Below are 14,602 nucleotides of genomic sequence, written 5' to 3' on the forward strand. Positions count from 1 at the left end.
GAGGTCACTGACACGATGATCGGGTTGCGCGGCGGGGGCTGTGCCATCTACAAAGCAGTCGGGTGAAAGATATGCATCGCGGTGGCGGACTGGGCGAAGGGACCGACGACCGGGGTCCCGAGCGGGCCCGTCGGCGGGGACGGCACCGGCGCGACGCGGAGGAACGGATCGATCGGATCGACCGCGTCACGGGTCCGGGAAACGGGAGTGGCCGAGTGGGGGTGACCTACAAGTACTTCGGCGCGCCCGACGGAGCGACCGCGGCCCGGGTACCCATCTCGATGCGCCCCGAGGAGCTCGGCGGCGACGAGCTCGGCATGGGCGGCATGTTCACCAAGATCAAGCCGGAGACGGTGGCCGCGATGGTCCTCACCGGCATCCAGGGCATACCGCTGCACAAGGTCCCCCCGCTGGAGCTGGTCGTCCTGCACCCCGACTACGCGGTGGTCAAGCTCCCCATGACGGTCGTCGACCCGCTGCGCGGAGTGGGCGAGGAGACGGTCGGCGCCGCCGCCTTCATCTGGTCCACGGTCCCCGACCGGGGCGGCCCCCGCGACGCGTTCAACGTCTACCAGCTGCTCCACGAGTGGCAGGACTTCTCGGTCCGCCTGCACGAGGCGGGCCACCAGCCCTACTGCCTGGTGTGGCCGTAGCGCCGCTCCCCCGTCCGGGTCCGCGTGCCGACCGCCCCCACCGCGCCCCCGATGAGCAGGGCCGCCCACACCGGTGTGCCCAGGGCGCGGCAGAGCAGGGCGACCGTCACCAGTACGGCCAGGAGCAGCAGCAGATCGGCCGCCGCCGCCCGGCGACGGGCCGTTCGGGAAGTCCGGGGAAGTCGTGGCACGCGCGGTCCTCGCATTCACGGTCCGCCCCCGAAGACACCGCGGGCAAGATCCTTTTCTTATTCGCCGCGCACGATCAAAGCGCAGGTAAAGCAGGGGCAAACAGGGACCAATGGCCCTTGTCCACAGGTCTTCCGGCCCGCCGCCCCTCTCCCGCCGGCGCTGTCGGCGGTCGCCCCTAGACTGGCTGTCCCACTTCCACACGTACGCGGACAGGAGGCGCCGGTGAGGAGCCTGACGGACAGCAGCACACCGGCCGACCCCTCCGCCGAGGTGCTCGGCGGCGCGGCCGGCGTCTTCGGGCTCCTCGCCTCGCCCGCGCGGCTGCACATCGTCTGGGTGCTGAGCCACGGCGAGTCGGACGTGACCGGCCTGGCCGAGCGGGTCGGCGGCGCGCTGCCCGCCGTCAGCCAGCACCTGGCCAAGCTGAAGCTCGCCGGTCTGGTCCGCTCCCGCCGCGAGGGCCGCCGGGTGGTGTACCTGGTGGACGACCCCGAGGTGGCCGAGATGGTGCGCTGGCTCGTCGCGCGGCTGGGCGAGCGGCCCGGGGCGGGCGAGCGCGGTGCGGGACGCGTCCGTGACCTGGGCGCCTGAGCGGCGGACCCCGCTGGAGGTACTGCGCGCGCTCGACTGCGGGCCGCGCGGACTGCTGGAGTCCGAGGCGGACGACCGCCTCGCCCGCTTCGGGGAGAACGTGCTGCCCACCCGCCGCCCGCCGTCCTGGGCGGCCCGCTGCGTACGGAGCCTGCGCGATCCGTTCACGGCGGTGCTGGCCTCCCTCGCGGTGGTGTCGGCGCTGGTCGCGGCGTGGGGCACGGCGGCGGTCATCGCGGTCCTGGTCGCGGTGAGCTGCGCCCTGCGCGCCTGCGGCGAGTACCGGGCGGACCGCTCGGCGGCCGGGCTGCGCGACCTGGTCGCGACGACGGCCACCGTCGTGCGCCGGGCCTCCCCCGACGCGCCCCCCGCACCCCGCGAGATCCCGGTGGACCAGGTGGTGCCCGGCGACGTGGTGCGGCTCGGCCCCGGCGACCTGGTCCCGGCGGACCTGCGGCTGCTGCGCGCCACGGGCCTGACGATGCATCAGGCGATGCTCACGGGCGAGTCCGCGCCGGTCCCCAAGAGCCCCGCCGACGAGCCGCCGCCCGGCGCCAGCGGCTTCGACCGCCCCGAGCTCTGCTACCAGGGCAGCAGCGTCGCCTCCGGCAGCGGTACGGGAGTGGTCGTCGCGACCGGGGCCGACACCCGGTTCGCGGCGGCGTACGGGGCGGGACCCGGATCGGGCAGGTTCCGGCGCGGGCCGGGCCGCCGCGGGCTCTTCGGCGCGCGGGGACCCGAGACCCCCACCGTGCGGACCGCCGCCGCCGACGCCCACCGCGCGACCGCCTTCGACCGTTCCGTGTACGGGATCTCCTGGATCCTGATCCGCTTCATGCTCCTCACCCCGCCGCTGGTCCTGATGGCCAACGCCGCGCTGCGCGGACGCGGCCTGGAGACGCTGCCGTTCGCGGTCGCCGTCGCGGTCGGGCTCACCCCCGAGATGCTGCCGGTGATCGTGACGACCGCGCTGGCCCGGGGCGCGACGGCCCTGTCCCGCACGCACGGAGTGATCGTCAAACGGCTGCCCGCGCTGCACGACCTGGGCGCGGTCGACGTCGTCTGCGTCGACAAGACCGGCACGCTCACCCAGGACCGCCCGGTCCTCGACCGGGCCCTCGACGCCTCGGGCGCCGACGACCCGGACGTGCTGCACTGGGCCGCCGTCAACAGCCTGTGGACGCTCCAGCTCGCCGAGGTGCCCACCGCCGACGCCCTCGACGAAGCCCTCCTGGACGCCGCCGAACAGCGGCTGCCCGGCGGCCTCGACGCCCTGGAGTACGACCCCGTCGCCGCCCTCCCCTTCGACCCGGTGCGGCGGCTGTCCACCGCCGTGGTCCGCACCCCCGGCCGCATCGGCGGCCACACCCTGGTGGTCAAGGGCGCCGTCGAGGACGTACTGGAGCGGTGCGCCCTCGGCCCCGGCGAGCACGCGCGCGTCACCGCACTCGCCCTGGCCTGCGCGCGGGACGGGCTGCGGGTGCTGGCGGTGGCCCGCGCCGAGCGGCCCGCGCGTACGCGCGCGTACACGACGGCCGACGAGCGCGGGCTGACCTTCACCGGCCTCGTCGCCCTGCGCGACGCCACCGCCGAGACCGCCGCCGCCGCGCTCACCGCGCTGGCCCGCAGCGGTGTCGCGGTCAAGGTCCTCACCGGCGACCACCCCGGCACCGCCGCCCGCGCCTGCCGCGACCTGGGCCTGGAGCCGGGCGAAGTGGTCACGGCCGAACGGGCGGACGCGCTGGCCGACGCGGAGCTGGCCGCCCTCGCGGCGCGCACCACCGTCTTCGCCCGCTGCACCCCCGAGCACAAGGCCCGGATCGTCCGGGTGCTGCGCGCCCACGGCCACGTCACCGGCTTCCTCGGCGACGGCGTCAACGACCTGCCCGCGCTGCGCGCCTCGGACGTCGGCATCTGCCCGCGCGACGCCGTGGACGTGGCCCGCGAGGCGGCGGACGTGGTGCTCGCCGCCAAGGACCTCACCTCCCTGGACCGCGCGATCGAGGAGGGCCGCCGCTGCGGCGGCACCATCGCGGGCTATCTGCGGATCACGCTCTCCTCCAACTTCGGCAACGTCATAGCGATGCTGACCGCCGGTCTGATGCTGCCGTTCCTGCCGATGCTCCCGGCCCAGGTCCTCGTGCAGAACCTGTGCTTCGACGCCGCCCAGCTCGCCTTCGCCTACGACCGCCAGGACCCGGCCGCCCTGCGCCGCCCGCTGCGGCTGCTCCCGCGCGAGGTGCTGCGCTTCGTCACCGGCTTCGGCCTGCTGAACGCGGCGGCCGACCTCGCCACCTTCGCCGTCCTGGCCTGGGCCGTGCACAGCGACACGGCAGCCGGCGGGCAGGCGTCCTTCCACGCGGGCTGGTTCACGGAGAACCTGCTCACCCAGGCGCTGGTGATGCTGCTGCTGCGCGCGGCCCGCCCCGGCGCGGGCGCCCCCCGGGGCCCGGTCCCGCTGGCCGCGGCGACCCTGGCAGCGGCGGGCCTGCTGCTCCCCCTCACCCCCGCGGGCCCGGCCCTGGGCATGGCCCCGCTGCCCGCGGTGTACTACGCGGGCCTCGCGGTGGTGCTCGCGCTGTACGCGGCGGGGCTGTGGTGGATGAGCGGAAAGGTGCGGCGGCCGGGGGCGGGGGCCTGATCCACGGCCCCCACGGCCGCTTGTCGGACCCCCCGCCTACAGTCGGACCATGACCGACGCGACCGCCGGCGACCACGCCCGCATCCCCGTCCTCCTCACGCCCTGGTCGGTGGAGGACCTGACCCTCCTCCACCACTCCAACTCCCCGGCGATGACGTCCCACACGGGCGGCCCGGAGACCGAGGAGGCGCTGCTGAAGCGCCAGCACCGCTACGAGGCACTGAGCGCCCGCCCCGCCGAGGAGGGCCGGATGTTCCGCGTCTCGCTGGAGGAGAGCGGCGAGCCGGTCGGCTCGGTGGGCTACTGGCCGCGCACCTGGCAGGGCGAGGAGGTCTACGAGACGGGGTACGGCATCCTCCCCGAGTTCCAGGGCCGGGGCCTGGGGGTGGCCGCGCTGCGCGCGGTGGCGCGGGCGGCGGCGGAGGCGGGCGGCCGGCGCAAGCTCCACGCTTACCCGTCCGTCGACAACGCCGCCTCGAACGCGGTCCTCCAGAAGGCCGGGTTCGAGCTCCTGGGCAAGGTCGAGTTCGAGTACCCGCCGGGCCACGAGATCGTCTCCCACGACTGGTGCCTGGACCTGCACCCCGTCGCGGGGGCCGCGGACCCGGCGGAGTGAGGCGCGGGGCGGCGGACACCCCGGCCGCCCCGGGCACCCCGCCGCCCACTCCCCCGTTCACGGCGTAACGACGCGACGCCGCCACAACGTCATGCCGTCACCCGGTGCGTCACCCCAACGGCTTGTCGAAGTTGAAGGCCGTCACCGCCATCCGCTCACGGAAGTAGAAGCGGTGCGCCTCCGTGCGGTGCGTGCCCGAGTCCAGGTTGAGGGACGTGCAGCCCGCCGCCCGCGCGATCTCCTCGACGTGGGCGAGCAGCGCGTGCCCGACGCCCTGCGACCGCGCCGCCGCCGTCGTCACGAGGTCGTCCACGTACAGCTTGCGCACGGCCACGGTCGTGGCGACGATCCGCCAGCCCGCCGCGCCCACGCAGACCCCGTCGGGGCCGTACGCGGCGGAGAAGCGCAGCCCCTGGGGGTGCCCCTCCTCGTAGATCTCGCGGAACAGCTCTTCCGTGAGGTGCGGGCGGAGTTCGAGCAGGACCGGCAGCAGGTCGGAGCCGAGGCGCGGGTCGCCGGGGGCGAGGTCGATGATCTTCATGGGGTCAGCGTAGACAGCACCTCCCGGCCCGTTCGCACGTGACCACGGGCCAGGCCACTCACCCCCGATCGGCCCTTGAACCGGGGTTCTCGCATCCCCTAGAGTCCTAATGCCACAAACGCCAATAACCATTAGCGCCATCAACGGGCCCGACCCGGCAGGCCCCTGGGCCCGGCCGGTTGGGCCGCCGAGGGGGACTACGTGCTGCTGGCCCACATCAGCGATCTGCATCTCGACGGGGGCGCGCGGGCCGCAGAACGCGCCGCCCGCGTCGTCGAGTACATCAACGCGCTGTCCCGCCGCCCGGACGCCGTCCTGGTCACCGGCGACATCGCGGACCACGGCACGGCCGACGAGTACGCCGAGGCCGCGGCCCTGCTCGCCCGCATCGACGTCCCGGTCCTCACCTGCCCCGGCAACCACGACGACCGCGCCGCATACCGCAAGGGCCTCCTCGACCTGCCGGGCGACGCGGCCAAGGCGGCCCCGGACCCGTACGCGGCGGTCAACCGCCTGCACCACGTGGGCGGTTACGCGATCCTCATGCTCGACTCGTCCATCCCCGGCGAGGACGCGGGCGCGTTCGACGACGCCACGCTCGACTGGCTCGGCCGCACCCTCGACGGCCTCGGCGACACCCCGGCGCTGCCCGCCTTCCACCACCCGCCCGCCGTGATCCACCACGAATACCTGGACTCCACGAACCTCACCAACGCCGACCGGTTCGCGGAGCTGCTCGCCGGGCGCGACAACGTCCCGGCCGTGCTCGTCGGGCACGCCCACACCCCGGCCGCGACGACGTTCGCCGGGCGGCCCCTGCTCATCGCGCCGGGCGTGACGTCGACGCTGCGGCTGCCGTGGGAGTCCGGCGAGGGCCTGGTCAACCGCACCGCGCCGCCCGGGATCGCCTTCCACGTACTGGACGGGGAGCACCGGATCATGACGCACTTCCGCGTGGTGGAGTGAGCCGCGCCCGGCCTCCCCGGGGAGGCCGGGCAAATACCGTGGCCCGGCGGCGCCCCCGATGACATCCTGTCCGCGTGAACGGACCGGAGATCCACTGCCAATTCGCCCCCGAACTGCACCTCTTCGTCCCGGCGGAGCGCCGCGCCGGGAGCACGGCCGTGGTCACCGACGGCTCCTCGACGCTCGGCCACGTCGTCGAGTCCCTCGGCGTGCCCCTCACCGAGGTGGGCGGCCTCCTCGTCGACGGCCGCGAGGTCCCCGTCTCCCACATCCCGCGCGCCGACGAGTCGGTGGAGGTGCGCGCGGTCGAGCGCCCCCAGTCCGTGCCCGGCGCCCCGCTGCGCTTCCTCCTCGACGTCCACCTCGGCAAGCTGGCCCGCCGGCTGCGGCTGCTCGGCGTCGACGCCGCGTACGAGAGCACGGACATCGGCGATCCGGCGCTGGCCACGCGGTCGGCGGCCGAGCGGCGCGTCCTGCTCTCCCGCGACCGGGGGCTGCTGCGGCGCCGCGAGCTCTGGGCGGGCGCGTACGTCTACAGCCACCGGCCGGAGGAGCAACTGCGCGAAGTACTGGGCCGGTTCGCGCCCGAGCTCGCCCCCTGGACCCGCTGCACCGCCTGCAACGCGCCGCTGCGGGACGTCGACAAGGACACCGTCCACGAGCGCCTGGAGCACGGGACGCGCAGCGGGTACGACGTCTTCGCCGAGTGCACCGCGTGCGACCACGTGTACTGGCGCGGCGCCCACCACTCCCGCCTGGAGACGATCGTCGAGGACGCGGTGGCGGAGTTCGGCCGCGGCTAGGGAGTGCCCGGCGGGCCCTGCCCGGGAGGGGACGGGCCCCGATACGGCGGTCCGGCGGGCCCCGCATCCCCTCGAACGCGGAACCCGGAGCCCTCACCAGTCCTGACGAACCATCAGAACGTCTCGTTCCTGGGCCGTTCGATCTGCGCGCCGGACAGCTCGACCGTCCTGCGCATATGGGCGACGAGCAACTCGATCTCGGTGTCGTCGTACGCGTCGAACATCGCGAACCACGCCCCGTTCAGCTTCCCCCACACCGCCCCGAACTCGGCCATCCGCTCGGGCACCGGCTCGACCAGCACCTTGCGCCGGTCGGCGGTGTCGCGCCTGCGCGTGACGTACCCGGCCTTCTCCAGCCGGTCGACGAGCCGGGTCGCCGACCCGGTGGTGAGCCCGGTCAGCTCCGCGATCCGCCCCGTGGTGACCGGGTCGGGCTCCAGGCTCAGCAGGTTGAGGCACTGGAGGTCGGTGGGGTGCAGCCGCAGCCGGTCGGCGAGTGCCTGGTTGAACAGGGCGTACGAGGCCATGTAGCGGCGCGACGCGGCCCCCAGGTCCGCCATGAGACGCGCGCGGGAGCCGTCCCCGGGGGCGTGGCGGGGGCCGTCGTGCGGGCCGTCCTTCTTCTGCGGCATGCAGAAAGCGTACGGCGCAGGGGCTCCGCGGGCACCTTCCCGTACGGGCACGGGAGCGGCCCGTCCCGGCCGCGCCTCGGGGAGCCCCGTACGGCAGGGCTCAGTAGGCGTACTTGTCGCCGGTCGCGGGCGCCAGCACCCGGTGCGTGTTGTTGTCGGGGTTGCGGTCGCCCGCGCCGCCGCCCCAGGCGGTGCCGATGTTCACGACGACCTCGGCCGGGCTGCCCGCGACCCGCAGATCGAGCGCGAACGGCCGCCCGGCCCCGGCGGCCCGCATCGCCCCGGTGGAACAGAGCACCGTGTCCGGGCTCCCGCGCAGACACCCCGGCGGCAGCGGCTCGGCCCCGGCGAGCGGGACGGAGAACCGCAGCCGGACGGTGGCGTCCGGGACCGCGCCCGGCCCGTGGTTCGACGGCTCGACCCACACACCGACCCGCCCGGCCCACAGGGAGACGTGCCCGTGAAAGGCGAGGTCCGCCTCACCGGCGGCGGCGGACGCGGGGCCGCGCACGGGGACGGACGCGGCGGCGAGACCGGAGACGGGGACGGGTGCGGCAGCGAGGCCGGGCACGGACACGGGCGCGGGTCCGCGCCCGGCCGCCCCGGCACCGATACCGGCACCGCCGCCGGGGAGCCCCGCCCGCACCCCCGCGTCCCGCGCCGCGACGACCGCCGGGGCGACGGGGTCGCCCACACTCCCGTGGGCCGTTCCGCCGTGGGCCACCCCGGCCGTCGGCCCGCACACCGCGACCAGCGCGGCGACGCCCCCGGCCGACACCCAGGCGAGCCCCGCCCCGCCGCCCGTGAAGCTCCTGAACCCCCAGCGCATCCCAAACATGCCCGAAAGATACCTAAAGCGGGTTATATTCCCGGGTTGCCACCCCGGGGCGTGCGACGCTGTCCGCATGCTCGTCGCCCGTTCCGTCTTCCTCTTCCTCCTCGCCGCCGTCTTCGAGATCGGCGGCGCCTGGCTCGTCTGGCAGGGCGTCAAGGAACACCGGGGCTGGATCTGGATCGGGGCGGGGGTCATCGCGCTCGGCGTGTACGGCTTCGTGGCGACGCTCCAGCCGGACGCGGAGTTCGGCCGGATCCTGGCCGCGTACGGCGGAGTCTTCGTCGCGGGCTCGCTGGCCTGGGGCATGGTCGCCGACGGCTACCGCCCGGACCGCTGGGACATCACCGGCGCGCTGATCTGCCTGGCGGGCATGGCGGTCATCATGTACGCGCCACGGGGACGCTGAGGACGCGGGACGCCGGACCCGGGGATGCCGAGGACGCCCGACCCGGGTGTCGCCCCCTCCGAGCGGCGTGCCCAACGCCACCCCGTCCCCCGGCCCCGGGCCGACCCGGCCCGCCTATCCTGGCCGCAGTCCGATCATTCGCGCGAGGAGTACGCCATGACCGCCACCGGGACCCCCATCGCCGTCGTCACGGGCGCGAGCAGCGGGATCGGGGCCGCGACCGCGCGGCAGCTCGCCGCCGCCGGTTACCGCGTGGTGCTCACCGCGCGCCGCAAGGACCGCATCGAGGCGCTGGCCGCCGAGCTCACCGAGGCGGGCCACCAGGCCACCGCGTACGCCCTCGACGTCACCGACCGCGCCGCCGTCGACGCCTTCGCGAGCGCCTTCCGCACCATCGGCGTCCTCGTCAACAACGCGGGCGGCGCGCTCGGCGCCGACCCGGTCGCCACCGGCGACCCGGCCGACTGGCGCCAGATGTACGAGACGAACGTCATCGGCACCCTCAACGTCACCCAGGCCCTGCTCCCGGCGCTGGACGCCTCCGGCGACGGCACGGTCGTGATCCTCTCCTCCACCGCGGGCCACGCCACGTACGAGGGCGGCGCGGGCTACGTCGCCGCGAAGAACGGCGCCCGGGTCCTCGCCGAGACCCTCCGGCTGGAGATCGTCGGCCGTCCGGTCCGCGTCATCGAGATCGCCCCCGGCATGGTGAAGACGGAGGAGTTCGCCACGACCCGCTTCCGCGGCGACGCCGAGAAGGCCGCCAAGGTCTACGCCGGCGTGGCCGAGCCCCTGTCCGCCGACGACGTGGCGGACACGATCACCTGGGCGGTCACCCGTCCCCCGCACGTCAACATCGACCTCCTGGTGGTCCGCCCCCGGGCCCAGGCGTCGAACACCAAGGTGCACCGGGAGCTGTAGGGACCGGGAGCCGTGGGGCCGGACGCGGAAAGGGGCCGCCGGGACATGCCCGGCGGCCCCTCCTTCCGTACGGGGCCGGTCGTCGGACCCCCGCCCGCGCGGCCGTTCGACGCGCGGCCCTCAGCCCTTCACGCACACGACCTGCTTGAGCTTGGCCACGACCTGCACCAGGTCCCGCTGCTGGTCGATGACCTTCTCGATCGGCTTGTACGCGCCCGGGATCTCGTCCACGACGCCGGAGTCCTTGCGGCACTCCACGCCCTGCGTCTGCTCCTCCAGGTCGCGGGTGGTGAACTTCCGCTTCGCCGCGTTCCGGCTCATCCTGCGGCCGGCGCCGTGCGAGGCGGAGTTGAAGGACGCCGCGTTCCCGAGGCCCTTGACGATGTACGAACCGGTGCCCATCGAGCCGGGGATGATGCCGTGGTCCCCCGCGCCGGCCCGGATCGCGCCCTTGCGGGTCACCAGCAGGTCCATGCCGTCGTACCGCTCCTCCGCCACGTAGTTGTGGTGGCAGCTGATCACCGGCTCGAAGGTCACCCGCGCCTTCTTGAACTCCTTGCGGACCACGTCCTGGAAGAGCGCCATCATGATCGCGCGGTTGTACTTGGCGTACTCCTGCGCCCAGAACAGGTCGTTCCGGTACGCCGCCATCTGGGGCGTCTGCGCGATGAAGACGGCGAGGTCGCGGTCGACCAGGCCCTGGTTGTGGGGCAGCTTCTGGGCCTCGCCGATGTGGAAGTCGGCGAGCTCCTTGCCGATGTTCCGGGACCCGGAGTGCAGCATCAGCCAGACCGAGCCCGACTCGTCGAGGCAGAACTCGATGAAGTGGTTCCCGGCCCCGAGCGTCCCCATCTGCTTCACGGCCCGGTCCTGACGGAACTTGACCGCGTCGGCGATCCCCCCGAACCGCTCCCAGAAGTCGTCCCAGCCCGCCGTCGCGAAGCCGTGGAAGCGGGCCGGGTCCACCGGGGAGTCGTGCATGCCGCGGCCCACCGGGATCGCCTGCTCGATCCTGGAGCGGAGGCGGGAGAGGTCGCCCGGCAGGTCGTTCGCGGTCAGGGACGTCCGGACCGCCGACATGCCGCAGCCGATGTCGACGCCGACCGCGGCCGGGCAGACCGCGCCGTGCATCGCGATGACCGAGCCGACGGTCGCGCCCTTGCCGTAGTGGACGTCCGGCATGACGGCCAGACCCTTGATCCACGGCAGCGTCGCCACATTGCGCAGCTGCTGCATCGCGACGTCCTCGACCGACGCGGGGTCGGCCCACATCCTGATCGGGACGTTCGCCCCCGGAACCTCTACATACGACATAATTCCTCGTTCCCCCGAGCCAACCGACCGAACAGATCCACTCGAAAAGTCTTTGAGCGCCTTGATGCGCCTGAAGCGCAAAAACTGTCACCAAAGACCACAAACCAGACAGTGGACCGGCGTTCACAGCAGCGCGTGCGATAGACATTGTGTCCAGCCGCCGCCTTCGGGCGGCAACCGCTTTTTCTCCCGAAAGGAGCCTGGGGACCGTGCAGCGAAAGGCGTACGTGCCCGGTGTGGCGCTCCTCGTGGCGCTGGTCGCGGGCTGCTCCTCGGGCTCCGGGCCCGACGGCACCACCACGGATTCCAAGGCGGGCGTGCCCAAGGCGGCCCCCGCCGCGCCCGGCAAGTACCGCACGCTCCCCGAGCCGTGCCGCTCGGTGAACAAGGGCGTCCTGAAGGACATGCTGCCGGGCGCCGCCGAGCTGCCGGACGAGCAGAAGGCGAAGGCGTACGCGGGGGCCGCCGAGCTCACGTACGACACGGACCGGCGCGTCGGCTGCCGCTGGAAGGACGAGGCTCCGGACGGGGTGCGGCGGCTGTACGTCGACTTCGAGCGGGTGGTCTCGTACGACCCGGCGATCAGCGACGAGGACCGCGCGAAGGAGGTGTACGGGAAGAAGCAGGCGGCGGCCAAGCTGCCCGCGGGAGCCTCGGACGACGGCAAGAACGGCGGACGCCCCGGCACCACCAGCCCCAGCGGCACCCCCGCCAAGCCGGGTACGGCCGCCGGGACCGCGGGCAAGCCGGGCGGCACCGCGAAGGGCGCCAAGCCCGGCGCGACGGCGGGCACGACCGCCGGATCGACCGCGGGCACCGTCTCCCCCGGCTCCGGACTCCACGTCCAGAGCCAGGCCACCACCCCCGCCCCGCCGCCGTCCTCGGGCACCCCCGCCGGTACGCCCGACGCGCTGAAGCCCCGGGTCCTGACCGGCCTCGGCGACACGGCGTTCCTGGACGACGCCCTGGTGACGAGCGGCTCGGCCGCCCAGCGCCGTACCGTGACGGTGGTCTTCCGGGTGTCCAACGTGATCGTGACCGTCGAGTACACGGAGCAGCCCGGCTCCCCCACCGCGACCGCCCCCGACAGCCAGGAGCTCCAGGAGAAGTCCCGGGCCCTGGCCGCCAAGCTCGCCGAGCTCTTCGGCGAATAGCCCAGCGAAGGAACGCGTAGAACCATGCACCGATCCCGACCGGCCAACGCCCCGGCCACCGCCCCGCGCCTCCGGCTCGCCCGTGTGCTGGCCTGCGCCGCCGTCCCCGTGATGCTCGTCGCCGCCGGCTGTTCGTCGGACTCGGGCGGGGACAAGAAGAAGGAGTCGGGCGCGTCCTCCTCGGCTTCCGCGCCGAGCGGCGGCACGTCCTCGGCCCCGGCGCCCGCCCCGGCCAAGTTCGCCAAGCTGCCGGATCCCTGCAAGGCGCTCTCGCAGAAGACGATCGAGAACCTGGTGCCGAAGGCGAAGAGCAAGTCGGGCACGGCGGGCAAGTCCTCGGACGTGTCGTCGCAGGGCACCTGCTCCTGGAACGGCCTGGACGACAAGGGCGTGAAGGGCTCGCAGTACCGCTGGCTGGACGTGTCGTTCAAGCGGTACCCGTCGGACGCGGCGATCGGCAGCGGCGACCAGCGCGCGGCGAAGGAGTACGCCCGTCTGGTCACCACCTCGAAGTCGGCGGACGGCGCCAAGAACGTGAAGACGACGGCGGTCAGCGGCATCGGCGACGAGGCGACTGCGATCAGCTACGACCTGAACAAGACCGACGAGGACTTCAAGTACGCGGTGATCGTGGCCCGTACGGCGAACGCGGTCGTGCTGCTGGACTACAACGGCGCGGGCTACCAGGGCGCGGACGCCCCGGACGCCGGTGATCTGATGAAGGACGCGCAGGCCGCGGCGAAGGAGGCGGTGGCCTCGGTGGCGTCCGCCAACGGCGGTCAGTGACAGGCGTTCCGGGCAGCCGGTGACGGCCGTCCCGGGCGGACACGGCCGGTAACGAGCCGGGATCGATACGGAGTCCTGCCCTCCCCTGTGGGCGGGACTCCGTGTCCATGTGCCAGGCTTTGCGCGCCGGTTGTCGACAACGGAGGGGGATCGCGGGTGGCCGCGACGGAGCTGACGCGCACGCACCGCATACTCATCGGAGTGGTGGTCGCGGGCGCGGTCGTCATTGCCGGGATCGGGTTCGCGGGTTCTTACGCGGCGGTGCGGGCCCTCGCCGAGAAGAAAGGATTCGGGAACTTCTCCCTGGTCTTCCCGATCGGCATCGACGCGGGCATCTGTGTGCTCCTCGCGCTCGACCTGCTGCTGACCTGGATCCGGATCCCGTTCCCGCTGCTGCGCCAGACGGCCTGGCTGCTGACGGCCGCCACCATCGCCTTCAACGGCGCCGCCGCCTGGCCCGACCCGCTCGGCGTCGGCATGCACGCCGTCATCCCCGTCCTGTTCGTCGTCGCCGTCGAGGCCGCCCGCCACGCGGTGGGCCGCATCGCCGACATCACCGCCGACAAGCACATGGAGGGCGTCCGCCTCACCCGCTGGCTGCTCTCCCCGGTCCCCACCTTCAAGCTCTGGCGCCGCATGAAGCTGTGGGAACTGCGCTCCTACGAACAGGTCATCAAGCTCGAACAGGACCGCCTCGTCTACCGCGCCCGCCTCCAGGCCCGCTACGGCCGAGCCTGGCGCCGCAAGGCACCCGTCGAGTCGCTGATGCCACTGCGCCTGGCCAAGTTCGGCGTCCCGCTCGCCGACACCGGCCCGGCCGGACTCGCCGCCGCCGGCATCGAGCCGACCCTGCTGCCGACCGCCCCGCCGGTCACCCCCGTCGTCACCGCCACCCCGCAGCCGGTGGAACTCCCGGCCGCCCCCGCGCCGACGCCGGAGCCGGAGCAGCTCCAGGCGCAGCCGCAGCCGCAGCACCAGCCCCAGCCCCAGCAGCCCCAGGCGCAGCCGCACCCGGAGCCGCTCCCGGAGGAGGCCGTGCCGGGCGAGAGCCCCTGGTTCGCGGCGCAGCAGCTGTCCCAGGAGGCGTACGAGGGCACGTACGACCCCCAGTACGTCGAGGGTCTGGAGCCGACCCCGGTGATGGTCCCGGCGGGTCCGGGCCGCACGCGTCCGCCGGGCAGCGCGCCGGAGCAGCAGATCCCGGCGCAGCAGGGTCCGGCGCCGCAGGCCCCGGCGTACGTGGAGGAGGCGGCTCCGGAGGACGGTGCCTTCGCCGACCTGGCGTACAAGGTCTTCGTCGACTACGTGAACGAGCTCAGCGGCTACCCGACCGTCGAGGCGCTGGAGATACACCTCGCGGACGGGCAGGGCGTGACGCACCCGCGCGGGGCGGCGCTGCTGCGGCGGCTGATGCCGGAGTTCAAGCAGCGCTACCACGCCGAGCTGGAGGCGGACCACATCGCGTAGCCGCGCCCGTCCTACGTCTGCGGGCCGTTCCGGGCTGAGGACGCGGTTCCCCGCGCCCCTGGTGCCAGGGGCGCGGGGAACCGC

General features: G+C 73.9%; 16 protein-coding genes. 11 read left to right on the forward strand and 5 right to left on the reverse strand.

Going from position 1 to position 14,602, the window contains the following annotated elements:
• Positions 1-71: 71 nt before the first annotated feature.
• Complete coding sequence (locus AB5J87_RS15420) at positions 72-653, forward strand: hypothetical protein (protein ID WP_369383539.1); 582 nt, start codon at positions 72-74, stop codon at positions 651-653.
• Here the strand turns inward: AB5J87_RS15420 and AB5J87_RS15425 are convergent.
• Positions 632-844 carry a hypothetical protein gene (locus AB5J87_RS15425; RefSeq protein ID WP_369377224.1) on the reverse strand — a complete coding sequence of 71 codons (213 nt, stop codon included), beginning with the start codon at positions 842-844 and terminating at the stop codon, positions 632-634. The genes AB5J87_RS15420 and AB5J87_RS15425 overlap by 22 nt on opposite strands.
• Positions 845-1,076: 232 nt before the next feature.
• Here AB5J87_RS15425 and AB5J87_RS15430 point away from each other — a divergent pair, with 232 nt between their 5' ends.
• From AB5J87_RS15430 to AB5J87_RS15440, 3 genes are read left to right on the forward strand one after another with little or no spacing between them, the layout of a single operon-like run.
• On the forward strand, positions 1,077-1,436 hold the full coding sequence (locus AB5J87_RS15430; protein ID WP_369383540.1) for an ArsR/SmtB family transcription factor: 360 nt from the start codon (positions 1,077-1,079) through the stop codon (positions 1,434-1,436).
• The gene (locus tag AB5J87_RS15435; RefSeq protein ID WP_369377226.1) at positions 1,420-4,077 is read left to right on the forward strand and encodes an HAD-IC family P-type ATPase; all 2,658 of its coding nucleotides are present in this window, start codon (positions 1,420-1,422) and stop codon (positions 4,075-4,077) included. The genes AB5J87_RS15430 and AB5J87_RS15435 overlap by 17 nt, the downstream gene beginning before the upstream one ends.
• A 49-nt stretch (positions 4,078-4,126) precedes the next feature.
• On the forward strand, positions 4,127-4,693 hold the full coding sequence (locus AB5J87_RS15440; protein WP_369377227.1) for a GNAT family N-acetyltransferase: 567 nt from the start codon (positions 4,127-4,129) through the stop codon (positions 4,691-4,693).
• Between the two features lie 109 nt (positions 4,694-4,802).
• Here the strand turns inward: AB5J87_RS15440 and AB5J87_RS15445 are convergent, their stop codons facing one another.
• Positions 4,803-5,234, reverse strand: coding sequence for a GNAT family N-acetyltransferase (locus tag AB5J87_RS15445; protein WP_369377229.1), 432 nt, complete (start codon positions 5,232-5,234; stop codon positions 4,803-4,805).
• Between the two features lie 201 nt (positions 5,235-5,435).
• Between AB5J87_RS15445 and AB5J87_RS15450 the strand changes: the two genes are divergently transcribed.
• Together AB5J87_RS15450 and AB5J87_RS15455 are read left to right on the forward strand one after the other, a co-directional pair.
• Positions 5,436-6,200, forward strand: a complete 765-nt coding sequence (locus AB5J87_RS15450; RefSeq protein WP_369377230.1) for a metallophosphoesterase — start codon at positions 5,436-5,438, stop codon at positions 6,198-6,200.
• 74 nt (positions 6,201-6,274) lie between these two features.
• Complete coding sequence (locus AB5J87_RS15455; RefSeq protein ID WP_369377231.1) at positions 6,275-7,003, forward strand: Mut7-C RNAse domain-containing protein; 729 nt, start codon at positions 6,275-6,277, stop codon at positions 7,001-7,003.
• 113 nt (positions 7,004-7,116) lie between these two features.
• Here AB5J87_RS15455 and AB5J87_RS15460 read toward each other — a convergent pair whose 3' ends face one another.
• On the reverse strand, positions 7,117-7,635 hold the full coding sequence (locus tag AB5J87_RS15460) for a MarR family winged helix-turn-helix transcriptional regulator (RefSeq protein ID WP_369377232.1): 519 nt from the start codon (positions 7,633-7,635) through the stop codon (positions 7,117-7,119).
• Positions 7,636-7,735: 100 nt separating this feature from the next.
• A complete protein-coding gene (locus tag AB5J87_RS15465) occupies positions 7,736-8,473 on the reverse strand; it encodes a hypothetical protein (protein WP_369377233.1) in 738 nt (245 codons plus the stop codon).
• Positions 8,474-8,540: 67 nt separating this feature from the next.
• Between AB5J87_RS15465 and AB5J87_RS15470 the strand changes: the two genes are divergently transcribed.
• Positions 8,541-8,876 carry a YnfA family protein gene (locus AB5J87_RS15470; protein ID WP_369377235.1) on the forward strand — a complete coding sequence of 112 codons (336 nt, stop codon included), beginning with the start codon at positions 8,541-8,543 and terminating at the stop codon, positions 8,874-8,876.
• A gap of 156 nt (positions 8,877-9,032) precedes the next feature.
• On the forward strand, positions 9,033-9,797 hold the full coding sequence (locus AB5J87_RS15475) for an SDR family NAD(P)-dependent oxidoreductase (protein WP_369377236.1): 765 nt from the start codon (positions 9,033-9,035) through the stop codon (positions 9,795-9,797).
• 120 nt (positions 9,798-9,917) lie between these two features.
• Here AB5J87_RS15475 and AB5J87_RS15480 read toward each other — a convergent pair whose 3' ends face one another.
• Positions 9,918-11,111, reverse strand: coding sequence for an RtcB family protein (locus AB5J87_RS15480; RefSeq protein WP_369377238.1), 1,194 nt, complete (start codon positions 11,109-11,111; stop codon positions 9,918-9,920).
• Between the two features lie 209 nt (positions 11,112-11,320).
• Between AB5J87_RS15480 and AB5J87_RS15485 the strand changes: the two genes are divergently transcribed.
• From AB5J87_RS15485 to AB5J87_RS15495, 3 genes are all read left to right on the forward strand, one after another.
• A complete protein-coding gene (locus AB5J87_RS15485) occupies positions 11,321-12,265 on the forward strand; it encodes a DUF3558 domain-containing protein (protein ID WP_369377239.1) in 945 nt (314 codons plus the stop codon).
• Positions 12,266-12,289: 24 nt separating this feature from the next.
• Positions 12,290-13,051 (forward strand): DUF3558 family protein, encoded by a 762-nt coding sequence (locus AB5J87_RS15490; protein ID WP_369377240.1) that lies wholly within the window; start codon positions 12,290-12,292, stop codon positions 13,049-13,051.
• A gap of 156 nt (positions 13,052-13,207) precedes the next feature.
• Positions 13,208-14,518 (forward strand): DUF2637 domain-containing protein, encoded by a 1,311-nt coding sequence (locus AB5J87_RS15495; RefSeq protein WP_369377241.1) that lies wholly within the window; start codon positions 13,208-13,210, stop codon positions 14,516-14,518.
• Positions 14,519-14,602 lie beyond the last annotated feature (84 nt).

This window comes from Streptomyces sp. cg36, from assembly GCF_041080675.1.
Classification (GTDB): Bacteria; Actinomycetota; Actinomycetes; order Streptomycetales; family Streptomycetaceae; genus Streptomyces.

Bases quoted from the DNA above. Each gene is read 5' to 3' on its own strand.
- AB5J87_RS15465 (WP_369377233.1), bottom strand. From the start codon at position 8,473: ATGTTTGGGATGCGCTGGGGGTTCAGGAGCTTCACGGGCGGCGGGGCG.
- AB5J87_RS15445 (WP_369377229.1), bottom strand. From the start codon at position 5,234: ATGAAGATCATCGACCTCGCCCCCGGCGACCCGCGCCTCGGCTCCGAC.
- AB5J87_RS15490 (WP_369377240.1), top strand. From the start codon at position 12,290: ATGCACCGATCCCGACCGGCCAACGCCCCGGCCACCGCCCCGCGCCTC.
- AB5J87_RS15475 (WP_369377236.1), top strand. From the start codon at position 9,033: ATGACCGCCACCGGGACCCCCATCGCCGTCGTCACGGGCGCGAGCAGC.
- AB5J87_RS15420 (WP_369383539.1), top strand. From the start codon at position 72: ATGCATCGCGGTGGCGGACTGGGCGAAGGGACCGACGACCGGGGTCCC.
- AB5J87_RS15440 (WP_369377227.1), top strand. From the start codon at position 4,127: ATGACCGACGCGACCGCCGGCGACCACGCCCGCATCCCCGTCCTCCTC.
- AB5J87_RS15460 (WP_369377232.1), bottom strand. From the start codon at position 7,635: ATGCCGCAGAAGAAGGACGGCCCGCACGACGGCCCCCGCCACGCCCCC.
- AB5J87_RS15480 (WP_369377238.1), bottom strand. From the start codon at position 11,111: ATGTCGTATGTAGAGGTTCCGGGGGCGAACGTCCCGATCAGGATGTGG.
- AB5J87_RS15470 (WP_369377235.1), top strand. From the start codon at position 8,541: ATGCTCGTCGCCCGTTCCGTCTTCCTCTTCCTCCTCGCCGCCGTCTTC.